Raw genomic sequence first — 22,857 nt, forward strand, 5'->3', positions numbered from 1 at the left:
GAACATGCTGAGTGCGTCCCAAACGCGCGCCGCGCGGGAGGCGGGCGGAATCGCTGGAGCGAGACCCTCGCCGTCGCCGAACCGTCAGTAACGGATCGGCGCCGGGCTCCACAGGCCGCTGCGGACGCGGGTGTCGTAGTCGATCACGGCCGGGCGGGCATCGTCGTACGGCTGGTAGCGCTCGAGCGCACCCCAGTCGCGGCCGATGTCGCCCTGCAGATAGGTGGCGACGGTCTCCGCGCGCTGGGACACGTCGAGCCAGCCGAGCGGTCCGCCGCCCTGCGCGCTCTGCCAGGCCCCGACGGCGGCGGCCAGGTCGGCGCCCGGCTTGATCCGCCACAGCGGAGTCTCGGCGACGCCGGCGTGGAAGTTGAAGGGACGCTGGCACGGGACCACCAGGCCAGAGGTCCAGTCCGCATGCACCGGGTCGGTGCTGCCGACGGTCTCCTGCAGCGTCGTCATCTCCGGCAGCCGGGGCGGGGTGACCACCAGGTAGTGGTCGCCGGCCAGGTTGTGGTCGTCGGCGACGATCCGGATCGCCGTGAGGTTCGACGGCAGGCCGTCGGTGTCGATGCGCACGTTGCGCCACGACGGATTGGGGCCCGGGTCGATCATCGCGACGCCGCCGGTGGGCGCCAGCGAACTGTCGCGGGTCTCCGGCCCGATCGGATCGTCGGTGTACTCCAGCCGCAGTTCACCCTGGTAGAAGCTGCCGGCCACGGAGAAGGTGATCAGCGGGAAATCCCGATAGTCGGCGGGCAGGCGGTACCAGCCGGAGGTGAGGCCGGCCGGGGTCTGGGTGTCGGCGGAGTAGCTGCCCAGCACCGCGGTGCGTTCCGGGTCGAGCCCGAAGGGCAGGGCGGCCAGGCTGCCGTTGATCCCCGGCGTGTCGAGCACGCCGCCGCCGGTGCCGCCGCTGTTGGCGATCAGTAGGTCGGGGTCGGCGGACGCGGCGCCGGCCAGCACCCCGAGGCTGCCGGAGGAGGCCCGCGCATTCAGGTCCAGCGGCACCCCGTTGGCGGAGAAACCGGTGGTGGCGCTGCGATCGGAGCCGGACGGTTGGCTGGTGGGCCCGGCGAGCGGATCGCGCAGGCTCGAGTCCACCGGCGTCAGCAGGTAGTCGCTCGGCGCCGATTCCACCCACACCTTGTCGGCCATGCTGCACGGGCGGCCGGCGAGGGCTTCCAGGTTGCTGCGCGGCACCGAGTACGACGCGGACTGGTTGATCCCGGCGAAGATCGCGGTGACCAGGGCGAACACGACGAGCAGTCCGGCGGCCACGCCCATCGGTGCGCGTCCCGGCCAGGCGAAGCTGCGCCGCAGTCGCGCCCAGCGCACCTGCTCGGGGTGATCGAGCACCGGATCGGTGCCGGTGAACGGCTCGCGGAAGTGGAACCAGAGGGCCACCGCCAGCAGCACGAGTGTCAGGTACAGCAGGATCTGGCCCACCATGGCGCCGCCGATGGTCACCTGCCAGACGCCCCACGGCATGCCCCACGCGGAGGAGTAGTAGTACGAGTTGGGCGCGGTCAGCGCCAGACCCGCGATGAAGACCACCAACGCGCCGAACAGGGTGCGGTTGCGCCGCGAGTGCGTCGCGCCCGAGCTGGCCGCCACCGCCGCCAGCGCCGCGAGGGCCGCGGCCAGACCGGCGAAGACACCGAAGTGGTGGGTCCACTTGGTGGGGGTGAACATGAGGAACAGCAGCGAGGCGAAGGTGATCCCGACGATGCGCTGCGCGGGACCGGCGGCGGTGCCGGGGATCCGACCCTTCCGGATCAGCACGGCGCCCGCCACGATCAGCGACAGCACCATCGCGAGCACGGCGAACCGCCGCATGATGGAGCCGTCGGCGGAGAAGGCGAACAGCGACGAGTATCGGTCGATCTCGTTGTACCAGTTCAGCGACGGTCCGACGGCGGTCTTCATGGTCGAGCTCTGCAGGAACGAGGCCAACGTCAGGTTGGTGAAGACGACGAACAGGACGAAGGTGCCCGCCGCCAGGATCGGCGCGATGAGCGAGGCGTAGGCCCACTTCGCGGTGCGGCCGGTCTGGGCGGCGACCTCCCGGGCGCGCCGGACCAGGGCCAGCAGCATCGGGCGGGCACCGGCCACGAGTGCGGCGACGGCTAACACCCCGGTGGGGCCGGCGGCGATGGAGAAGGCCGCGATCAGGCAGGCGAGGGCGGCAGGCAGCAGGCGGCCGGTGGCGATCGACCGTTCCACCGAGCACCACGCCAGCAGGGCGCCGAGGCAGATGATGGGTTCCGGCCGCAACCCGTTGTTGAACGGGAACCAGCAGGCCAGGAACACCGCGGCGGCGGTCCAGGCGGGCGCCGAGCCGGCCGAGTGCAGCCGACCCCGCATCCCCGCGGTGGCCCGACCGAGCCGGGGCAGCACCTCGTGGCTGATGATCAGCCAGCTGGCGATGCCGCAGGCCAGCGCGGGCAGCCGCATCCAGGGACTGGCCACGCTGACCTGGCTGAGCAGGCCGAACACCTGGTAGTACCACCCGAAGGGAGATTCGGGTGCGCCGAACCAGCGGAAGTAGTTGGCGGTGTAGTCGCTGTCCTGGGCCACCCGCGACATGGTCATCAGGTAGCCGTCGTCGGAGGTGTTGGGGCCGATGAAGTGCCAGACGAGCAGCAGCGCGATCACCACGCCGTCGCGCGCGTTCAGCCGCCACCACCGGGCGGGGAACACGCGCCCGTGGCCGCGGCCGTCGGTGGCGTCCAGCCGGGCGAGGGCCAGCAGCGAGATCAGCGTGGCGGCGACGCCGACGATGATGGCCAGCCACTTGAGCAGGGTGGGGCTGGTGCTGTAGCGGGAATCGATCACCACGTGGGCGGTCAGGCCGGGCAGCGCGTCGGCCGAGCCGGACAGCTGGGTGAACAGGCCGGTGACCTGCGGGCGCTGGTCGCCGAGGTCGTCGTCGCTGGTCGAGGCGGTGCGCGGCTGGCCGTCGTCGGTGCGGAGGCCGACGAAGGCCGCGGTCACCTCGGTGGCGTCGGCCGAGACCGTGATGGTCCGGCAGTCCCCGGAGAGCACCTGGTCCAGCGGGGCCGACAGCAACGGGATGTTGCGGTTGACCACCTCGACGGACCGGTCGGCGGCGAGGGCGTCGCTCGATCCCGTCACCCGCACGAAGAGGCCGCGTTCGGCGGCCTTGGGGGCGGACGGGGAGGTGGTGGACAGCAGGACCTGCTGGCCGCGCGGGAGTTCGGCCACCGCCGCGCAGGGAATGGCGGCCTCCAGCGTGACCGGCGCGTACGAGATCAGCGGCGCCGAGACCGAGTTGACGGTGCCTTCCTGCGGCCAGCTGATCTCGGCGGTCGTCTGCTCGACGGGAAGCAGGGGAGCCAGGAGTGCCAGAAAGAACCCGAGGAGGCCCGTGATGATGGCGGTGACTTGGGCCCGCCGGACCGAGAACGATGGCACAGGGGCATCGTAGCGATGCCCCTGTGCCATCGGGTCAGTCGTGGTGCGCGACGGCGTGGTGCCGGGCGCGCGGGATCAGTTGTCGCCGCTCCAGTTGGCGACGGCCCAGATCACCAGGATGTCGATCGCGATGACCAGGATCGACCACCACGGGGTGTACGGCAGCCACAGGAAGTTCGCCACGATCGACAGCGAGGCGATGATGATCGCGCAGACCCGGGCCCAGGTGGCGCCGAGGAACATGCCGACGGCGATGCAGACGCCGATCACGCCCAGGACGATGTGAATCCAGCCCCAGGTGGTCAGGTTGAAGGCATAGATGTAGTCGGAGGTCACCGCGACGAGGGTCTCGTCGTTGGCCACGGCGGCGATGCCCTGGAAGAAGGCCAGGACCGAGGCGACCAGCAGCAGTGCGGCGGCGGCCCAGGTGGTGCCGGCGGCCCACGGGTTGCCGGGTTCGCGATTGACGGTGGGGTTGTTGTTCGCAGTCATGACCTGTACTTATCACGTCGCTCGGACTGAGATCGGGTAGGTCAGCAGATTTCCGCGCAGAAACCCGACGATGGCGCAGATCGTGCTGATCCGGTGATCGGACTGCGATCTCTCGTAGACTTCGCAGCATGTCCACCGATCGGTCCGCTGCCGCTGCTCCGCTGCCCATTCTGCTGCTCAACGGGCCGAATCTGAACATGCTCGGGACCCGCCAACCGGAGGTCTACGGGAGCCTTACCCTCGACGACGTGGTGGCGCTGGTGGAGCGGACCGCCGCCGAGGCCGGATTCGGCGTGCAGGCGCTCCAGACCAACCACGAGGGCGTGATGCTCGACGCGATCCACGCCGCGCGCGGCGCGATCAGCGGCATCGTTATCAACCCGGGTGCGTGGACGCACACCTCGGTAGCGCTGCACGACGCCCTGGTGATCCCGGAGGTGCCGATCGTGGAGGTCCACATCTCCAACGTGCATGCGCGCGAGTCGTTCCGCAGGCACTCCTACGTGTCGCCGATCGCGGCGGGCGTGATCGCCGGTTTCGGTGTGCAGGGCTACGAATACGCCGTCCGTCGTCTGGTGACGCTCATCTCTTGATGCGGGTTCGGGGTCGTCGGACGCGTACGGTGGATTCATCGGTGCTTCGGCACCGCGCGTCGTAGAACGCTCCGGAGATCGCAGCCGATGTCATAGTTGCCGGCCGATCACTGACTTTCCTGCGGCGAACGGATACGCACACCTGCGTGTTCGCCACGTGACTTTCCTTGCGGTGGCTCGGCCGTGCACTCACTGTGCCCCGGCCCGCCCATGCGCGCCGGGAGGTCCTTAGCCGTAAAGGGCTGACATCACCATGACCACCACTTTCGCCGAACTCGGCGTCCCCGCTCCGATCGTCGGAGCACTCGCCGCCGACGGCAAGACCGCGGCCTTCCCGATTCAGGAGCACACCCTCCCCGACAGCCTCGCCGGTCGGGACGTGCTCGGCCGCGGCAAGACGGGCTCGGGCAAGACCCTGGCCTTCTCGATTCCGCTGGTCGCGCGCCTGGCCCAGGCCGGCCGCAAGCGCACACCGGGTCGTCCGACCGGGCTGATCCTGGCGCCCACCCGCGAGCTGGCCACCCAGATCGCGACCGCGCTGACCCCGATGGCCGAGGCGATGGGCCTCAAGGTCACCACCATCTTCGGCGGCGTCAAGCAGGCCGGTCAGGAACGCGCGATGCGCGGCGGCGTCGACATCGTCGTCGCCTGCCCCGGTCGCCTCGAGGATCTGATGGGCCAGCGCATCGTCTCCCTCGACGACGTGGCCGTGACCGTGCTCGACGAGGCCGACCACATGGCCGACCTGGGCTTCCTCCCCGGTGTGACCCGCATCCTGAACGCCACCCCCAAGGGCGGCCAGCGCATGCTGTTCTCGGCCACCCTGGACAACGGCGTGGACAAGCTGGTCAAGCGCTTCCTCGATCGGCCCGTCACGCACTCGCTGGAGGAGGCCACCAGCCCCGTCGAGAAGATGACCCACCACGTGTTCGAGGTGCGCTCTACCGGCGACAAGAACGATCTGGTCCAGGAGCTGGCCTCCGGCACCGGGCGCCGCATCCTGTTCATGCGCACCAAGCACCAGGCCAAGAAGTTGGCCAAGAAGCTGACCGCGGCCGGTATCCCGTCCGTGGATCTGCACGGCAATCTGTCGCAGAACCAGCGTGACCGCAACCTGGCCTCGTTCGCGGCCGCCGACGGCGCCCGCGTGCTCGTGGCCACCGACGTGGCCGCCCGCGGCGTGCACGTCGACGACGTCGAACTGGTCGTGCACGTGGATCCGCCCGCCGAGCACAAGGCGTTCCTGCACCGCTCCGGCCGCACCGCGCGCGCCGGCAGCAACGGTGACGTGGTGACCGTGTGCCTGCCCGAGCAGCGCGCCGACCTCCGCAAGATGCTGCAGAAGGCGGCCATCAAGGTGACGCCGCAGCAGGTCACCGCCTCGTCGGCCGCTGTCGACGAGCTGGTCGGCGAGCGCGCTCCGTACCGGGAGCCCGCTCCGGAGGCGGCACCTCAGCAGCAGCAGCCGCGTCGCCGCTCCGGCGGCGGTGGCGGCGGCCAGGCCCGCTCGGGTCGCGGCGGCGGTCAGGGTCGCGGATCGGGCCGGGGCGCGGGTGCTTCCAGCGCCACCGGCGGCGGTCGTAGTCGCGGCAACAGCGGTCGTCGGGCCGATGGTGCCGGCGAGTCCGGCCAGCGCATGTACACGTCCTCGTCGTCGCAGCCGCGTACCGACAGCGCCGGTGCTCCGGCGCAGCGTCGTCGTCGCAGCGCGCGACGCCCGGCCGGTGCACCCACCGCTCGCTGACACTCCATTCGCTGATACACGTCGCGGTGGTCGCCCCAGTGGCGACCACCGCGACGTGGCGCGCGCATCGCCCGCCGGTCCGCAGGTGGATTCCAGGCACTAAGGTCGGCGGGGTGGCGCCGTCGGCGCCGACCCGAGCGAGAGGTGCCCCACGATGAATCCGGTGGTCGGAGAGATCCTGCCGATGGCGGTGGGCGTGGCGATCTCGCCGATGCCGATCATCGCCGTGATCCTGATGCTGCTCGGCGGAAGTGCGCGCACCAAAGGCCTCGGCTTCGCGGTGGGCTGGCTCGGCGGGCTCATCGGAGCGACGGCCGTCTTCATCGCCCTCGGCGACGCCGTGGACCAGACCGATGAGCCCGGAACGGCTGCCGGCTGGATCAAGATCGTGCTGGGCATCGGGCTTTTGCTGGCCGGCATCAAGCAGTTCCGCGCGGACAGCAAGGGCACCCCGGCGTGGCTGACGGCCATCGAGGAGATGACCTGGCTCAAAGCGACGGCGCTCGGCGTCGTGCTCGCAGCCGTGAATCCCAAGAATCTGATGCTGTGCGCTGCCGCCGGTGTCGCGATCGGATCGGCCGGGCTCGCGACGGGCCCGCTGGTCGGCGCGGCCGGCGTCTTCGTGGTGCTGGCCTCCGCGAGTGTCTTGGCTCCGGTGCTCGCCTACCTGGTGGCCGCGGACGCGCTGCGTCGCCCGCTGAACGCGATCAAGGAGTGGCTCGACGCCAATAACCAGGCGGTGATGGCGGTGCTGTTCGTCGTCCTGGGCGTGGTCCTGATCGGCAAGGGCCTGGGCGGACTGTGACCGCTCAGCGGCGGGAGAGGGCTTGGTTGACGGCGTTGCGCATGGTGCCCGCCCAGCGCGGACCGTGGCCGGGCAACAGCAGACGCGCGTCGGTGGTGGCCAGTGCCTCGAGCGACTCGGCATTGCGGTCGGGGTCGTGGGTGAAGACCGGGCTTAGACACTGCGGCCCGGGCGGGGTCGTGGTCGGATGGGCGCTGATCAGCGCGTCGCCGGAGACCAGTGCCTGCCCGTCGGCCACCAGAAACGCGGTGTGCCCGCGGGTGTGCCCGGGCGCGGGCACGGCGACCGGGGCACCCGGCAGCGCCGCCAGATCGGGAAACTCGGTGGCGTCGTCGAGCCCGGTCTTGTCGAGGGCGCCCAGCGGAATGATCTGGCCGAGCCAGCGCAGCACCCGAGGCCGCCAGGCGATCGGCGCCAAACTCGCCGCGGTCGCCTGCTCCAGGTACTCCCGTCGCGCATGCGCCACCTCGTCGGCGCCGGCGTAAACCTCGAACCGATACCGCTGCCGCAGCCGCACCAGGCCGCCCAGGTGATCGACGTGTGCGTGCGTCAGCAGCGCGGCCCGGATCTCCTCGGGCGCACCGCCGACGCGGCGCAGCGACTCGAGCACCGCCTCGGCGTGGCCGGGGTAACCGCCGTCGATCAGCGTCACGCCGTCGTCGGACCGCAGGATCACCCAGTTCACCGTGTCCGTGGACACGAAATGCACGTCGCCCGACGCACCCGTCGAACTGTCGATCCGCAGGTCCATGGCCGCTCCCTCGCGAAGGCTAGTTGCGGACCACCAGAACGAACGGGCCCACTTCGGTCACCGTATAGGCCGGATCGTCGAAGACGGCCGGATCGAAGGTCACCGTGTACCGCTTGATGTTCGGATCGTTCGGGTAGACGTCCTTGGCCAGACGCAACGTGTAGCCGTCGGCGCTGTAGCGGAAGACGAAAGCGTCCGGCGTCCGCCACGGACTCGCCTTCATGCGGGCGGCCAGCTCGGCCGGATCGGAGGCTTCCGCCCACTGCGCGATGGTGGCCGCGCGGGCCTCGAACTCCGCCAGCGGGTTGGCGTAATGCGAGGTGAGGCCCTGGAATCCCCAGTACGGGTAGATCGACAGGAAGCTGAAGTCGGCGGTCAACACCACGTTCTCGGTGGCCGGTCGGCCGGTCTGCTCCCGGATGAGGCGATGCAGCTCGGCGTAGTACGACTCCGACCCGGCGGGCCGGTGATCGCCGCGCTGGCCGTAGCCGTCGGTATCGGTGTAGGCGATGGTGATCTCGCTCGACAGGGTCGCCGGGACCTGCTGGGCCACGCCGACCGCGCCCACGGCGGCCAGCACGCCGACCACCGTGCGGATGTCGCCGAAGCGGCCCACCGCGGCCCGGGACAGCTCCACCACGCCGAAGACTCCGGCGGCCGCGAGGATCGCGGCGGTAACCGCTTCCAGGCGGAACGAGAGCAGGGTGCTGCCGATGGCGGTGCGCGCCAGCGACGCGAGCGTGAGTACGACGATCCCGACCAGGGCAGCGGCGAAGGAGAAGGCGATCGTGCGACGACGCATGCGCAGCACCGCCCACACCAGCCCGATCAGGGTCAGCAGGCCGAGCAGGGTGACCTGGAACATGGGCAGACCGATCAGGGCCCCGCCCTCGGGCAGGTAGTGCTCGGCGGCACCGGACACCGTGACGGTGGAACCGAACCGCTTGAGGAAGTACGGGGCCCAGAAGATCAGCGCGATGGCGATCGCCAGCACGCCCATCACCAGCAGGCGGACCAGCACCGCGAGCATGGGCGCGCGTCGCTGCGCGGCCAGCATGTCGGCGGGTATCGCGCTGTTGCGGGCGGCCAGCCACGCCTGCACCAGGTACACCAGCGCGATCAGGATCGCCGCACCGGCGAAGAGGGCGGTGTAGAGGGTGTAGACCGTCGCCGAGACACCGAGGAACACCCCGGCCGCGATCACCGCGAGCCAGTTGGTGCCGGTCGAGGCCGACGGGCCGTCGGCCAGTCGGCCGCCGCCGCGCAGCGCCGAGGCGATCACCACGAGCATGGGCACGCCGACCAGGATGAGCACCGCGGCGTACGGCTCGGGTGAGGCGAAGTAGAGCGTGGCCGCGGTGACCGCGAGGCCGACCCCGGTGCCGACGCCCACGCCGACCATCCGATTCCACAGCGCCACGCCGAGCGCGGCGGCGGCGGCCATCGAGACGATGGCCCACGGCTTGTAGGCCTCCCACCCGGGCAGTCCGAGCAGGTCGGCGTAGCGTCCGCCGAACCAGAACCAGGTGGCCGGGTAGTACGGCGGCAGGTCCACGTAGGTCATGTCGGCCAGGTGGGGGCTGCTGGTCAGGCGCGTGAGGTATTCGGTGCGGAACTGCTGATCGGCGGTCAGGCCGTGCAGGTAGAGCTTGGTGGCGCCCAGCGGCATGCCGAGGCTCACCGTCACCAGACCGGCCGAGGCGACCGATCCGAGCCACGACGACGCCAGCCGCCACGACGGCCGGTACCGCGCCGTCACCACGGCGACCACCGCGACCAGCACGAAGAGCACCTGGCCGAGGGTGGTCAGGGCCCGGGTGACGTTGGAGGTGTTGTACGCCGGCCAGGCCGCCGCGTCGATCACGCGCAGGCCGACCATGCCGACCACTCCGCCGAGGATCAGCGCCCCGAGCAGTTCCAGCAGGTCGCGTCCCCGGCGAGGTGCGCTCACCATCGGTTAGACGGGAAGCTTGCGGAAGATCGGGCGCGGGATGTGCCGCAGGACCATCATGATGAAACGGAACGGACCGGGCACCCAGATCACGTCCTTGCCCTTCTCCACGGCGGCGACCACGCGCTGGGCGACGTCTTCCTTATTCACCGTGAGCGGCGCCTCGGCCACGTGGGCCGACAGGCGGGTGCGGACCTGACCCGGGCGGACCACGAGCACGCGCACGCCGTCGGGGCGCACGGCCTCGCCCAAGCCCAGGTAGAAGCCGTCCAGACCGGCCTTGGTGGAGCCGTAGACGAAGTTGGAGCGGCGCACCCGCTCGCCGGCGACCGAGCTCATCGCGATGATCTGGCCGTGGCGCTGGGCGCGCATCTTCTCGCCGAGGAGCACGCCGACGGACACCGCGGCGGTGTAGTTGATGTCGGCCTCGAGGACTGCGAGCTTCTGGTCCTGCCAGGCCTGTTCGTCGTCGCCCTGGATGCCGAAGGCCACGATGGCCACGTCGATGTCGCCGCCGGCGAAGGCCGCGTCGATCACCGCCGGGTGCGAGGCGGTGTCGAGGGCGTCGAAGTCGAGCTGCTCGACGCTGCTGGCGCCCGCGGTCTTCATCGCGGCGACGGCGGCCTCGGCGGCCGGATCGTTCGGCACGGTCGCCAGGACCACGCGCATCGGACCCCGCGAGAGGTACTCGGCGGTGATGGCGAGGCCGATCTCGGAACTGCCGCCGAGAACGAGGATGGACTGGGGGACGCCGACGGCGTTGAACATGGGGATCTCTTTCGGTGAGTGAAGGGTGCGGGGACTAGACCAGTTCGAGTCGTCGACCCATGTCCGACATGAAGACCTGGTCCGGGTCGACACGACGGCGCACCTTGAGCCACTCGTCGACGCGCGGGTACATGGCGTGGAAGGCCTCGGCCGTGGTGCGCGAGTCCTTCGCCGTGTACAGGCGTCCGCCGATGGACATCACGCGATGATCGAGCTCGGAGACGAACTCGTGCAGGCCCTTCTTGATGGGGAAGTCCACGCAGATGTTCCAGCCCGGCATCGGGAAGCTCAGCGGTGCCTGATTGCCCTCGCCGAACAGCTTGAAGACGTTCAGGAAGCTGACGTGCCCGGAGCCCTGGATGTCGTAGATGATGCCCTTGAACTCTTCGACGGCCTCCGGCGGCACGATGAACTGGTACTGCAGAAAGCCCTTGGAGCCGTAGGCGCGATTCCAGTTCCCGAACAGATCCAGCGGGTGATAGAACTGCGTCAGGTTCTGCACCTTGCCGGTGTAGTTGCCGCCCATCCGGTAGTAGGCCTCGCCGATCAGGCCGAAGTTGAACTTGTTGGCCAGACCGTTGGGGAAGACGTCCGGGAAGTTCACCAGGGTCGGCGCGTCGAACTTGAGCGGGTCCTTGGCGAGCTTGTCGGGCAGCTGGTCCAGGGTGGCCAGCGAGCCGCGCGAGAAGGTGCCGCGGCCCAGCTTCGGCGGCTTACTGATCGCGTCGAACCAGCCCGAGCTGTAGGTGTAGTTCTCTTCGGAGCCGTCGGTGTGCAGCGCGATGGTCTCGTCGAGCGAACGGGTCACGGCGCCGTCGGCGATGAAGTACGCCGTCTCGGTGCGGGTCATCTTGATCTTGGCGCGCAAGATGATGCCGGTCAGGCCGATACCGCCGACCGTGGCCCAGAAGATGGAGGCGTCCGGGTCGTCGGGCGTGCCCTCGGGTGCCAGGGTCAGGACGTCCCCGGAGGCCACGAGCAGGTTCAGCTCCGCGACGTGGTTGCCGAAGCTGCCGGCGCTGTGGTGGTTCTTGCCGTGGATGTCGCAGGCGATGGCGCCGCCGACGGTCACCTGGCGGGTGCCCGGAAGCACCGGAACCCACAGGCCGTGCGGCAGCGCGACGCGCATCAGCGTGTCGAGGTCCACGCCGGCGTCGACGTCGACGAGCGCGGTGTCGCTGTCGATCGAGTAGATCCGGGTGAGCCCCGTCATGTCGATGGTGAGGCCGCCTGCGTTCTGAGCGTTCTCGCCGTACGAACGGCCCAGGCCGCGGGCGATGATGCCGCGGCTCAGGTACGACGGCTTGTCGGCCTTGCGGTCGGCGACCTGCGCGACGGCTTGGGCGATGACGTCGGGGTACGGGGTCGACAGGACGTGCCCCTCGATGGGCATGGTGCGACCCCAGCCCATCAGCGTCCGCGTCTGGATCGGGAGTACATCGTGGTTCTTCATCGCCTAGGAGAGTACTCGTCGGAATCTGTGGATTGCCTAGATGTGGCGCGCGTGACGCGAATAAAACGGACATTTTGCGCCCGTTTCGGGGGTTCTCGCGTCCGATAGGCTCACAACTGGAGACGGTGTCAGCACGACGGGAGGGAGTCGGCGGCGATGATCGTCGTGGGTTACGCGCCGGGGGCCTTCGGTCGGGTGTGTCTGGAGCAGGGGATCGTCGAGGCCCGACTAAGGGACACCGAATTGCTGGTGATCAGCGCGGTCTCGGAGGTGCGGGGCCGACGGATCGCCGACGCGGACGAGATCGCCCAGGTGGAGCAGCGGCTCAAGGCGTCCGGCCTCCGCTACCGACTGCAGCAGCCGATCGGCGCGACCCCTGCGGAGGAATTGCTCGCCGCGATGGATCACCCGGACGCCGAGATGCTGGTCATAGGCATGCGGCGGCGCACCCAGGTGGGCAAGCTGCTGCTGGGCAGCACCTCGCAGTACCTGCTGGTCTCGTGCGGCAAGCCCATCCTGGTGGTGAAGCCGTCCGCCGAGCATCGCAGCGCCCCGGTCGCCGACATCGACGACCGGACCGATCCGCCGCAGCTCAGCGGCGCCGAAGTGGAGCCCTGAGCGCGGCGGAGCCTGCCGTCAGCGCATGATCCGGGCGAGGAACGGGGTGGAGTCGGGCATCGACGCCAGGACCGCGCCGGAGTGGTCTTCGCCCGGGTACAGGTGGAACTCGATGGGCTGACCGGCAGCGAGCATCTGCGCGTACAGCGAACCCGCCGACACGACGGGGACGTCGGTGTCCAGCAGGCCCTGCCCGAGGAAGACCGGACGGTCGTAGCCGGAGTACGGGGTGCTCATGTACTCGACCAGTGCGCCCTGCACGCCGGGCACGCTCGCCAGCGGCCGGGTGAACCAGGTGTTGACGCGTTCGCCGGTGAGGGCGTCGGCGAGCTCGGAATAGCAGAGCTTCTCGGCCATCGAGAGCACCCGACGTCCGCGCGGGGTCAGCACCGATTCCACGTGCAGGTCGGGCCGGGCGTCGGTGAACCCGGCCAGGATGTAGGCAGCGTAGACGTTCAAGCCCGCCGGGAGAGCGACCGGCGGGAACGCCGGGCCGGCCTGCCAGATGACGTGCTCGATGTTGGCGGGGGTGCCTGTGGCGACGACGCCGCGGTAGTCCAGGCCGCTGCCGCGCGAGTAGGCGGTGGCCCGCCGGGCGGCGTTGAGGGCGGCGCCGCCGCCCTGCGACTGGCCGACGATGGCCCACTTCTTGGACAGTGGCAGACCGGTTTGCTGGGCGGCCTTGACCGAGTCGACGACCGAGTGCGCGGCGACCTCGCCGTTGAGGTAGCTCATCAGGCCCGGGGTGCCCAGACCCGCGTAGTCGGTGGCGACGATCGCGTAGCCCTGCCGCAGCCAGTGCCCGAGGTAGGCGTCGTCGCGTTCGGAGCGGGGCAGGGCCGACGGCGTGCAGTCGTCGCCGAGACCGGTGGTGCCGTGTGCCCAGGCGATCACCGGGTAGCCGGCCTTCGGGGCCGGCGTGCGCGGCAGGAAGATGGCGGCGGTGCTGGTCGCGGGCTTGTCGTGCACGTCGGTGGTGGCGTAGAGAATCCGGTAGGCCTTCCCCGCGGTCGGCAGGGAGACCGCCGGGTCCAGCGGGGTCTGCGCCAGCAGGGTGCCGGGTGTGCCGATGGGGCCCGAGTAGTCGCGAGCGTCGAGCCCGGACCACACGGCCTTGGGCGTCGGGTCGGCCTGGGCGGGGGCGGCGACCGCCGTGAGACTCACCGCGCAGGCGAGGGAGAGGACGGTCGTGGCGACCCGGCGCACCAGTGGCTTCATGACTGTTCAGACTAGGGGACATTAGGCTGTTAGGGTGCCCGACCCCGATCCCCGCCACGACCCGTCGCATCCGCCGCATCATGAGGACTTCGCGACGCGGCACGCGCCGATGCCGATCGAACTGCCCCTCGACGACGAGGAGGCGTCGACCGACGTCGACCTGAAGACCCAGCTGATCCGGTTCGTGATGACCGGTGCCGGGTCGGCGGTGCTCGACTACGGGCTCACCATGGTGCTGCAGTACGTGGTGGGGGCGCCGTTCGCGGTGGCCAAGGCGGGCGGCTTCATCCTGGGCACCACGGTGGCCTACCTGATCAACCGGCGCTGGACCTTCCGCGCCGAACCCAGCGCCGCCCGCTTCGTGGCCGTGCTCCTGCTGTACGCGACCACCTTCGCCGTCAACGTCGGGCTGTACGCGTGGCTGTCGGTGCTGTGGCCGGAGACGTGGCTGTACTCGGCCGCGGCCTTCGTCGTCGCGCAGGGTGTGGCGACGGTGATCAACTTCGTGGTGCAGCGAGTGGTGATCTTCAAGATCCGCTAGCTGGGCACCGGCCCGCAGCCGATCACCGAGCTGCGGTGCGGTGCCGTGCCGGTGTCCGCGCGGCGTCAGCCGTCGACCTTGGCGATGATGTTCTCGCCGTACCAGTTGAGGTGGTCGATCTTCTTCTGTAGCGGTTCGGTGTCGTTGCCGATGATGTACGGCAGGCGGAAGCCGACGATCACGTCGGTGATTCCCTTGTCCTCCAGTCGCTTGATGCCGTCGACGGTGTAGGCGTCCATGGAGATCACGTGGATCTCGAAGGGGTCGTTCTCCTTGCCCTCGGCCTTGCGGATGGCGGCGAGCTTGTCGAGCAGCTCGTCGAGCTCCTCGGCGGGACCGCCGCCGTGCATCCAGCCGTCGCCGCGGATCACGGCGCGACGCAGGGCGAGGTCGGCGTGGCCGCCGACGAGCAGCGGAATGGGCTCGGTGGGCGCCGGGGCCATCTTGATCTTCGGGATGTCGTAGAACTGCCCGTGGAACTCGAAGTAGTCGCCGGAGGTGAGGCCGCGGATGATGTCCATGCACTCGTCCATGCGCTTGCCGCGGCGGGCGAAGTCGACGCCCATGATGTCGTAGTCCTCCGGCCAGGGGCTGGTGCCCACGCCCAGGCCCAGCCGGTTGCCGGTGAGGTGGGCGATGGAGGCGGCCTGCTTGGCGACCAGCGCGGGCGGGCGCACCGGCAGCTTGAGGACGAACGGCAGGAAGCGCAGGGTGCTGGTCACCGCGCCGAGGGCGGCGATCTGAATGAAGGTCTCGACGAAGTCCTTGCCCTCCAGGAACTCGCGGTTGCCGTCCGGGGTGTACGGGTAGGTCGCGTCGGATTCCTCCGGGTAGGCCAACGAGTCCGGGATCGTCATGCCGGAGAAGCCCGCGGCCTCGGCGGCCTGCGCGAGCGGAGCGTAGTAGCTGGTGTCGGTCATCGCCTCGGCGAAGGTGAAACGCATGCCCAACACACTAGAACACGTTCTAGCCGCTGGGGCGGGGGTGGGTCGATCAGCGCCGGACGGAGATCGCTCCGCAGCCCGGCGAGAGGATCCGACCGGTCAGCCGCGTCGTGTCCGCGGTGAACGGGCCGTCCAACTGCATGGGCACCATCTCGTAGTCCCCGGGCCGATCGATCCAGCGCAGCGGGCTGAACATCACGTCGTCGCCGAGGCGGACACCGGCCATCTGGAAGGAACCTGGTTCGGTGTCCGGATTCTGCGGGGTAGGGCCGAAGGCGAAGGTCGCGTTCACCTGGTCGTCGATCAGGCCGCGCTTGATGGTGATCGTCACCGCGCTCTCGCCCTGCCGGCACAGGTAGGTGCCCGTCCAGGTGCCGAAGATCGCCGACAGCGGGGCATCGTCGGACGACGACGGTGCCGGCGAGGACGGGGAGGAAGAGGCGGAAGCCGACGTGCTGGTGGACGACGGCGCGGCCAGCGGCACCGGGGCGGGGTCGTCCGAACCCCGCAGTACCAGCCACGCGCCGAGTCCGGCCAGCAGCAATAGAAGCACGCCGCCGATGCCGCCGGCGATCAGCAGGCTGCGGCGCGAGCGCCCCTTCCCGGAGTCGTCGGCGTCGGCCGGCGGCGGGACGGGCGGATACGGGTGGGGCGGGTCCGGCCACTGGGCGGCGGGCATGGCCCGGGTGCGCGGCTTGGGCGACTGGGCGCCCGGTAGCTGGGCCGCCGGTTGCTGGAGGAGGGGCTGCGGGGGTGCCGGCTGCCCGGGTGCGGGACGCGGCGCGGGCGGGGCCGCCGGGTGGGGCGCCGCCGCCAACGCCTGCGCGAACGCGGTGCTCGACGGAAAGCGCTCGCGGGGATCCTTGGCGGTGGCGCGGGCGATGACCGCGTCGACGTGCGGCGGCAGACCGGACACCTGCGTCGACGGCGCCGGCAGCGATTCGTACAGGTGCGCGCGCAGCAGGGTCGCCGGAGAACCGTCGCCGTAGGGCGGGCGGCCGGTGAGCAGGTGGTAGGCGGTGCAGGCGAGCGAGTACTGGTCGGAGCGGTCGTCCACCTGCGCGTCGCCCAGGCTCTCCGGCGCCAGATAGCCCAGCGTGCCCACCGCCATGCCGGTCGCGGTCAGTTGGGTCCGTTCCGGGCCGGTGGCCACCCCGAAGTCGGCCAGCTTGATGGACGCCGCGCCGTCCTGCGCGGTGCGCCGACCCATCAGGACATTCGCGGGTTTCACGTCCCGGTGGGCCAAGCGGCTGGTGTGCCACGCGTAATCCAGCGCGGCGGCCACGGCGCGCACGATGTCCACCACCACCGGCATCGGCAGCCGCCCCTGCCGATGCATGAGAGTGGCGGCGTCGGAGCCGTCGATGTACTCCATGGTCAGCCAGAGCTGGCCGTCCACTTCGCCGCGGTCGTGCAGCCGGACGATGTTCGGATGATCCAGGGCGGCCAGCACATCGGCCTCGCGGGCGAAGCGGGCGCGGTAGACCGGGTCGCTGCTCAGCTCGGCGGCCACCAATTTGAGCGCCTCCTGGCGCGGCAACCGTGGGTGCTGCACCAGATAGACCGAGCCCATGCCGCCGTCGCCGATCCGGGACAGCACGCGGTAGCCGGCGATCGTCTCAGACATGGTGCTCCGTTCGGTCGCCGGTCGTCCTCACCCGCGGTCCGGGCCGCCGAAGTGCTCGTTGCGGCCCAGTCGCCGCAGGCGCATCCAGTCGCGGAAGCCCGCGACGTCGCGCTGCTGCACCAGGAAATACCACCCGAAGCGGGCGTACTCCTGCGGCAGGAGCTTGCGCATGCCCGGCTGGTTCATCAGGTAGCCGCGGTTGCGGTAGGTGAAGAAGCGCTTGGTCTCGTTGTCCGGGTACTGGGTGTGCATGCGCCCGCCCAGGATGGGCCGGAACTCGTCGCTACCGTCGGGGTGCAGGTAGGCGGTGGTCAGGCAGGTGCCGAAGGCGACGCCCGAGCGGGCCAGCCGACGATGCATCTCCACCTCGTCGCCGCGGACGAACAGCCGCAGGTCCGGCACGCCGATGCGGTCCAGGGTGGCGGCTGAGAACAGCGCGCCGTTCATCAGCGACGCGATGGCCGGCAGCAGGTCGTCGGTCTGGGCCTCGCCGTCGGCGAACAGTTCGCTGCGTCGGCGGCGCCACACCAGGCCGCGGCGCAGTGGGAAGGCCAGCGCGTCGGGGTCGTCGATGTTGACCACGACGGGCGAGACCTGCCCCAGGTCGTGACGGTGCGCGCAGGCGAGCAGGGTCGAGAGCACCTGCGGGCCCTCCGGGCGGCCGTCGTCGTCGGCGCACCACACCCAGTCGGCACCGAGGGCCAACGCGTGCAGCATGCCGAGGGCGAAACCGCCGGCTCCGCCGAGATTGTGCTGGGACGGCAGGTAGGTGGTGGGGATGGGCTGGGCGGCCACCAGGGCGCCCACCTCGGGTTCTGCGGCGTTGTCGACCACGATCAGGTGGTCCAGCGGCCGGTCCTGGGTGGTCAGCACCTTGAGGGATTCGGTCAGCAGTTCCCGCCGACGATGCGTCACGACGACGCCGATGATGCGTTCGGCCGCGGGTGCGCTCATGCGTCGGGCCCCGCGGTCTTGCCCTGCTCGGCCAGCACCTTGCGGACCTGCGCGGCGGCGTCGGGCCCCTGATAGGCGCCCACCACCTCCTCGATGCCGCCGTCCATGCGGATCTGGCCGTGGTCGATCCACAGGGCGCGGTCGCACAGCTGGGCCAGGAACTCGTTGGAGTGGCTGGCGAAGACGAGGATGCCCGAACGCTCCACCAGCGCCTGCAGGCGGACGCGGGCCTTCTTCATGAACTCGGCGTCGACGGCGCCGATGCCCTCGTCGAGGATCAGGATCTCGGGATCGATGCTGGTCACCACGCCGAGCGCGAGTCGCACCCGCATACCGGTCGAGTAGGTGCGCAGCGGCATCTCCAGGTAGTCGCCCAGCTCGGAGAATTCGGCGATCTCGTCGGTCTTGGCCAGCATCTGCTTGCGGGACATGCCCAGGAACATGCCGCGGATCAGGATGTTCTCGTAGCCGGAGATCTCCGGATCCATGCCGACGCCCAGATCGAAGACCGGCGCGACGCGGCCCCGGACCTGGCAGCTGCCGCGGGTGGGCTCGTAGATGCCGCTCAGCAGCCGCAGCAGCGTCGACTTGCCCGCGCCGTTGTGGCCCACCAGGCCCACGCGGTCGCCGTGCTTGAGGTGCAGGTTGATGTCGCGCAGCGCCTCGACCACCACGGTGCGCGAGTTGTTGGCGCCGATGACGCCGCCCGCGGCGCCGATGACGGCCTTCTTCAGGGAACGGGTCTTGGCGTCGAAGATCGGGAAGTCGACGCAGGCATCCCAGGTATCGACCCGGATGTCGGAATTGGTCACGGGGGACTCCTAAACCCAGTACGCCACGCGGGCGCGGTAGTTGCGCATCACCAGCATCGCGGCGGACAGGCCGACGGTGGTGCAGCCGATGACGACCCACCAGTGGTAGGCGGCCACGGACTCGCCCATCAGCGGCCCGCGAGCGATCTCCAGGTAGTGGTACATCGGATTGAGTTCCACCAACCGCATGCGGCCGGAGACGCGTTCGCCCTGGTCGCCAGTGAAGGTGTTGGTGGACCAGATGATCGGTGTCAGGAAGAAGACCAGGTTCACCGCGGTCTTGAGCAGCTCGCCGATGTCGCGGAACCGGGTGGAGAGCACACCGAAGACGATGGTCACCCACACGGCGTTGAGCACGAACAGCCCGATCGCCGGAATCACCAGCAGCGCCGTCCAGGTCAGCGGCTGCGGGAAGATGATCAGGATCACCACGTAGATCACGATGTTGTGCGCGAAGATGATCAGCTGTCGCCACACGATCCGGTAGACGTGCACGCTGATCGGCGCGGGCAGCTGTTTGATCAGGCCCTCGTTGGTGGAGAACACCACCGAGCCGTCGAGGATCGAGTTGGAGATGAAGTTCCAGAAGATGAATCCGAGGGCGACGTACGGCAGGAACCAGGTGAGGTCCTGGCCGAAGAGCTCGCCGTACAGCAGGCCCATCGCGAAGGCGGTGACACCGGTGGCGATGGTGATCCACAGCGGTCCCAGCACCGATCGCTTGTAGCGCTGCTTGATGTCGGTCCAGCCCAGGTGCAGCCACAGTTCCGAGTCGCGAAAGCCGTCGACGAGGTCCTTGACGCCCCGAGCGAAGGTCCGGGAGTCGGAGGTTGGTGGGGCGGGAGGAATATCGCCGTCGAGGTTTGCCACTGACACAACGGTTGAGGATACAGGCGAGGCGACCGACGGCCGGTTCCGGCGAGACGCGCGGGCACAGAAGGCGTACGACGTCCAATCTCCTCGGTGCACTGTCTATCGTGTGGTGCATGCCCTTCGACGTCGCCTCGGTGCGGGGATTGTTCCCCACCCTCGGCGACGGCTGGATTCATTTCGACGTTCAGGCCGGACAGCAGGTTCCCGACGCCGTCGCCAGTGCGATGAGCACCGGGGTACGGGCGCTTCCGGTGGGCCCGCGCGGGGCCTATCCGCAGGCGCTGGCCGCCGCCGAGGTGGAGCAGAGTGCGCGGCGCGCCCTCGCTGACCTGCTCGACGCCGATCCGGCGGGGGTGGTGCTCGGTCCGTCGCGCAGCATTCTGGTGGCGGCGTTGGCCGATGCGATGTCGGCCGAGGAGTGGGACGGCGAGGTGATCTGTTCCCGGCTGGACGACGAGGAGAACATCGTGCCGTGGCTGCGCGGGGCTCGCGCGCACGGGGCGCAGGTCCGCTGGGCCGAGCTCGACGTCTCCGACGGAACGCTCCCGGAGTGGCAGTACGCGGATCTGGTGCAGCGGCGCACCAAAGTCATCGCCGTGACCTTGGCCTCATCGGTGACCGGAGCGATCGTCGACGTCGCCCAGATCGCGAATTACGCCCGGGACTCGGGTGCGCTCCTGGTGGTCGATGCGTCGTCCGCGGCGCCGTACGTGCGGATGTCCATCGCCGAGCTCGGGGCCGACGTGGTGCTGCTCAGTCCCGCGCGGTGGGGCGGTCCGCGGATGGCCGCGATGGTCGTCGCCGATCCGGCGCGGCTGGAGTCGTGGTCGTGCGTGTCGATGGATCCGCGCGCCACCGGGCCGAGCCGGCTGGAGGCCGAGTCGCTGCCCGGTCCGATGCTCACCGGGGTGGTCGCGTCGGTGGAACATCTGGCGGGCCTGGATCAGGAAGCCACGGGCAAGCGTCGTCGCCGGCTGACCACCTCGCTCGACAGCACCTACGACTACGTGCAGCGCCTGACACATTATTTGGTCAATTCGCTGACGCAGCTCGGCCGGGTGCACGTGATCGGGGCCGACGCGCACCGCATTCCGGCGGTCAGCTTCGTCGTCGACGGCGTGTCGGCGGCCAAGGTGGCTCAGCGGCTCGCCGACAACGGGATCAGCGCCCTCTCTCAGGTGCCGAGTCGAGCGCTGTCGAGGATCGGAGTCACCGACGTCGGTGGCGCCGTGACCGTCGGTCTGGCTCCGTACGCGCTGCCGTACGAGATCGACCAGCTGGCCCGCGTTCTTGGGTCGTTCGGGTGAACTTTTGCGAAGACCCGTCGGAATAGGGCCCTTCGCCTGTCGTTAATCGGTCATTTCGGTACTGTATGACCAGCGCGTTGTGCAGCTACGGACCGCGCTGGGGGGGAGGAATGGCGAGTTGGCAGACCAGGGGAAGTTCAGCGACGTGACAGAGCGGGGTGCACTGTCACCGGCACAGGTCAAACAGTGGCAGGATTTTGTGAATGCGGCGTGGGAACTGCATCACGGTATTCGGCGACGCACCGATGAGGTAACCAATCTGACGCACTCGGAGTCGCGGCTACTCGAAACGCTGGCGTCCGCGCCGCGGCTGCGGATCTCCGACCTCTCCGAGCGCACGCACATCGGCATGAGCACGGTGTCGCGTCAGGTGGCTCGGATGATCGGGGCCGGCTACATCGCGGTGGCCGACGGTACTCGCGGGGACGCGCGGCAGAAGTGGGTGTGTATCACCCCAGAGGGGCGTGCCGCCCAGGCGCCGATCAACGAGGCCCGTGACCAGGCCGTGCAAGAACTGGTCTTCAGTGTGCTGTCCGAATCCGAGTTCGGGGATTTCGTCGACATGTTCCGGCGCGTGGGCGAGAAGGTCGCCGCCGACGGCGCCGACGACTGAGTCCTTCTCGCGCCACGGATACCGGCGGCTAGCCCACTTCGAGCAGGATCTTGCCGATGGTGGAACCGTCGACCAGGCGATCCAGCGCGGCGCCGGCTTCTGCCAGCGGGTAGACCGTGTCGATCACCGGGCGCACCGCTCCGGCGGCGATCAGCGGCCACGTGCCTTCCAGGGTGGCGGCCACCACCTCGGCCTTCGAACCCGGTCCGGTCGTCGGCCGCGCGCGGAGCGTGGTGCCCATGATGGTGGCGCGCTTGGCCAGGACCTTGCCCAGATCCAGTTCCGCCTTGCGGCCGCCGAGCATGCCGATCACCACCAGGCGTCCGTCCTTGGTCAGGACGTCGACGTTCCGGCCGAGGTACTTGGCGCCCACCACGTCGAGCACCACGTCGGCGCCGCCGAGCGGCTTGAGGGCGGCGACGAAGTCCTCGTAGCTGTAGTCGATCAGGATGTCCGCGCCGAGTTCGGCGCACCGCGCCAGTTTCTCGGGGTTGCGGGCGGTGACGGCGACCGTGGCGCCGAACGCCTTGGCCACCTGGATCGCATGGGTGCCGATGCCGCTGGATCCGCCGTGGATGAGCAGCATCTCGCCGGGTTGCAGGCGCGCGCCGACGAAGACGTTCGACATCACGGTGCAGGCCACCTCGGGCAGGGCCGCCGCGTCGCGCACGCTGACTCCGTCCGGGATGGGCAGCAGCTGCGCCGCGGGAACGGCCACCTGTTCGGCGTAGCCGCCGCCGGACAGCAGCGCGCACACCGGATCGCCGACGGCCCAGCCGGCCACCTGTGAACCGAGCGCGGCGATGTGCCCGGACACCTCCAGGCCGATGATGTCCGAGGCGCCGGGCGGCGGCGGATAGAAGCCGGTGCGCTGCAACACGTCGGCGCGGTTCACGCCGGCGGCGACCACCTTGATCACCACCTCGTCCGGCGCGGGGACCGGATCGGGGACCTGGGTCAACTGCAGCTGCTCACTACCGGTGATGGCGTACATGCCGTCGAGTCTTCCAGTGCGGCCCGACCGCGTCGACCTCTCGCGCGAGTCGCGGGTCCGAGCGGGGCCTCGAGTGAGGCGCAGTGCCGGTCTCGATAGGATGGTCGAGCACCAGGGAAGCGTGGCAGAGCGGCCGAATGCACTCGCCTTGAAAGCGAGCGTCTGTAAAAGGACCGGGGGTTCAAATCCCTCCGCTTCCGCCCTTGTCATGAGTCGCGACATCGCTCACACACGATGTCGCGACTCATCTGCTTTCCGGGTTAAAGGCCAAAATGTGTGTATGGCCCGGGCGTGGCGTGGGGGTGTTCTATCGGCTTCGGCCTCCCCATCCGTGTTGGATGCCGTTGCCGTCTTCCCAGTT

Annotated in this window: 20 protein-coding genes and 1 tRNA gene; 8 read left to right on the plus strand and 13 right to left on the minus strand. The window is 69.7% G+C overall.

Going from position 1 to position 22,857, the window contains the following annotated elements; all coding sequences use genetic code 11:
• Positions 1–84: 84 nt before the first annotated feature.
• Entirely contained in the window at positions 85–3,438 is a 3,354-nt protein-coding gene (locus tag ACFFJD_RS15325) for an arabinosyltransferase domain-containing protein (protein WP_382365695.1), read from the minus strand.
• A gap of 75 nt (positions 3,439–3,513) precedes the next feature.
• Positions 3,514–3,930: a DUF7144 family membrane protein gene (locus ACFFJD_RS15330; RefSeq protein WP_345312598.1), complete on the minus strand. Its 417-nt coding sequence runs from the start codon at positions 3,928–3,930 to the stop codon at positions 3,514–3,516.
• A 128-nt stretch (positions 3,931–4,058) separates the two neighbouring features.
• Between ACFFJD_RS15330 and aroQ the strand changes: the two genes are divergently transcribed.
• The 3 genes from aroQ (at position 4,059) to ACFFJD_RS15345 (ending at position 7,072) form a co-directional block, all read left to right on the plus strand.
• Positions 4,059–4,523: a type II 3-dehydroquinate dehydratase gene (gene aroQ / locus ACFFJD_RS15335; RefSeq protein WP_382365698.1), complete on the plus strand. Its 465-nt coding sequence runs from the start codon at positions 4,059–4,061 to the stop codon at positions 4,521–4,523.
• Positions 4,524–4,776: 253 nt separating this feature from the next.
• A complete protein-coding gene (locus tag ACFFJD_RS15340) occupies positions 4,777–6,267 on the plus strand; it encodes a DEAD/DEAH box helicase (protein ID WP_382365700.1) in 1,491 nt (496 codons plus the stop codon).
• A gap of 154 nt (positions 6,268–6,421) precedes the next feature.
• On the plus strand, positions 6,422–7,072 hold the full coding sequence (locus tag ACFFJD_RS15345) for a GAP family protein (protein WP_382365702.1): 651 nt from the start codon (positions 6,422–6,424) through the stop codon (positions 7,070–7,072).
• A 4-nt stretch (positions 7,073–7,076) separates the two neighbouring features.
• Here the strand turns inward: ACFFJD_RS15345 and ACFFJD_RS15350 are convergent, their stop codons facing one another.
• The 4 genes from ACFFJD_RS15350 to dprE1 are packed head-to-tail and all read right to left on the minus strand — an operon-like array spanning position 7,077 to position 11,995.
• Complete coding sequence (locus tag ACFFJD_RS15350) at positions 7,077–7,823, minus strand: MBL fold metallo-hydrolase (RefSeq protein WP_382365704.1); 747 nt, start codon at positions 7,821–7,823, stop codon at positions 7,077–7,079.
• Positions 7,824–7,842: 19 nt separating this feature from the next.
• The gene (locus tag ACFFJD_RS15355; RefSeq protein WP_382365706.1) at positions 7,843–9,777 is read right to left on the minus strand and encodes an arabinofuranosyltransferase; all 1,935 of its coding nucleotides are present in this window, start codon (positions 9,775–9,777) and stop codon (positions 7,843–7,845) included.
• 3 nt (positions 9,778–9,780) lie between these two features.
• On the minus strand, positions 9,781–10,542 hold the full coding sequence (gene dprE2 / locus ACFFJD_RS15360) for a decaprenylphospho-beta-D-erythro-pentofuranosid-2-ulose 2-reductase (protein WP_382365708.1): 762 nt from the start codon (positions 10,540–10,542) through the stop codon (positions 9,781–9,783).
• Positions 10,543–10,576: 34 nt separating this feature from the next.
• Positions 10,577–11,995, minus strand: coding sequence for a decaprenylphosphoryl-beta-D-ribose oxidase (dprE1, locus tag ACFFJD_RS15365; RefSeq protein ID WP_382365710.1), 1,419 nt, complete (start codon positions 11,993–11,995; stop codon positions 10,577–10,579).
• Positions 11,996–12,151: 156 nt separating this feature from the next.
• On the opposite strand from dprE1, the gene ACFFJD_RS15370 reads away from it, so the two are divergent.
• Positions 12,152–12,613, plus strand: coding sequence for a universal stress protein (locus ACFFJD_RS15370; protein ID WP_382365712.1), 462 nt, complete (start codon positions 12,152–12,154; stop codon positions 12,611–12,613).
• 18 nt (positions 12,614–12,631) lie between these two features.
• Here the strand turns inward: ACFFJD_RS15370 and ACFFJD_RS15375 are convergent, their stop codons facing one another.
• Positions 12,632–13,831, minus strand: coding sequence for a lipase family protein (locus ACFFJD_RS15375; protein WP_382365714.1), 1,200 nt, complete (start codon positions 13,829–13,831; stop codon positions 12,632–12,634).
• A gap of 109 nt (positions 13,832–13,940) precedes the next feature.
• On the opposite strand from ACFFJD_RS15375, the gene ACFFJD_RS15380 reads away from it, so the two are divergent.
• Positions 13,941–14,372 (plus strand): GtrA family protein, encoded by a 432-nt coding sequence (locus tag ACFFJD_RS15380; RefSeq protein WP_382365742.1) that lies wholly within the window; start codon positions 13,941–13,943, stop codon positions 14,370–14,372.
• Positions 14,373–14,437: 65 nt separating this feature from the next.
• Here the strand turns inward: ACFFJD_RS15380 and ACFFJD_RS15385 are convergent, their stop codons facing one another.
• Genes ACFFJD_RS15385 through wzm form a run of 5 tightly spaced genes read right to left on the minus strand, consistent with a single transcriptional unit; the run spans position 14,438 to position 19,585 of the window.
• Positions 14,438–15,316, minus strand: coding sequence for a TIGR03619 family F420-dependent LLM class oxidoreductase (locus tag ACFFJD_RS15385; protein WP_382365716.1), 879 nt, complete (start codon positions 15,314–15,316; stop codon positions 14,438–14,440).
• Between the two features lie 49 nt (positions 15,317–15,365).
• On the minus strand, positions 15,366–16,943 hold the full coding sequence (locus tag ACFFJD_RS15390) for a serine/threonine-protein kinase (protein WP_382365718.1): 1,578 nt from the start codon (positions 16,941–16,943) through the stop codon (positions 15,366–15,368).
• A gap of 27 nt (positions 16,944–16,970) precedes the next feature.
• Entirely contained in the window at positions 16,971–17,897 is a 927-nt protein-coding gene (glfT1, locus tag ACFFJD_RS15395; protein ID WP_382365720.1) for a galactofuranosyltransferase GlfT1, read from the minus strand.
• On the minus strand, positions 17,894–18,709 hold the full coding sequence (gene wzt / locus ACFFJD_RS15400) for a galactan export ABC transporter ATP-binding subunit Wzt/RfbE (RefSeq protein WP_382365722.1): 816 nt from the start codon (positions 18,707–18,709) through the stop codon (positions 17,894–17,896). Before wzt ends, glfT1 begins: the two co-directional genes overlap by 4 nt.
• A gap of 9 nt (positions 18,710–18,718) precedes the next feature.
• Positions 18,719–19,585, minus strand: a complete 867-nt coding sequence (wzm, locus tag ACFFJD_RS15405; RefSeq protein WP_382365724.1) for a galactan export ABC transporter permease subunit Wzm/RfbD — start codon at positions 19,583–19,585, stop codon at positions 18,719–18,721.
• 110 nt (positions 19,586–19,695) lie between these two features.
• On the opposite strand from wzm, the gene ACFFJD_RS15410 reads away from it, so the two are divergent.
• Both ACFFJD_RS15410 and ACFFJD_RS15415 read left to right on the plus strand, forming a co-directional pair.
• Positions 19,696–20,889 (plus strand): aminotransferase class V-fold PLP-dependent enzyme, encoded by a 1,194-nt coding sequence (locus ACFFJD_RS15410; protein ID WP_382365726.1) that lies wholly within the window; start codon positions 19,696–19,698, stop codon positions 20,887–20,889.
• Positions 20,890–21,034: 145 nt separating this feature from the next.
• Positions 21,035–21,502, plus strand: a complete 468-nt coding sequence (locus tag ACFFJD_RS15415) for a MarR family winged helix-turn-helix transcriptional regulator (protein WP_382365728.1) — start codon at positions 21,035–21,037, stop codon at positions 21,500–21,502.
• Positions 21,503–21,530: 28 nt separating this feature from the next.
• Here ACFFJD_RS15415 and ACFFJD_RS15420 read toward each other — a convergent pair whose 3' ends face one another.
• Positions 21,531–22,496, minus strand: a complete 966-nt coding sequence (locus tag ACFFJD_RS15420) for an NAD(P)H-quinone oxidoreductase (protein ID WP_382365730.1) — start codon at positions 22,494–22,496, stop codon at positions 21,531–21,533.
• Positions 22,497–22,611: 115 nt separating this feature from the next.
• Between ACFFJD_RS15420 and ACFFJD_RS15425 the strand changes: the two genes are divergently transcribed.
• Positions 22,612–22,696: transfer RNA gene (locus ACFFJD_RS15425), tRNA-Ser, on the plus strand.
• The last annotated feature ends 161 nt before the right edge of the window (positions 22,697–22,857 follow it).

Origin of the sequence: Gordonia phosphorivorans (assembly GCF_042432625.1) — a bacterium.
In the GTDB taxonomy this organism is placed as follows: domain Bacteria; phylum Actinomycetota; class Actinomycetes; order Mycobacteriales; family Mycobacteriaceae; genus Gordonia; species Gordonia phosphorivorans.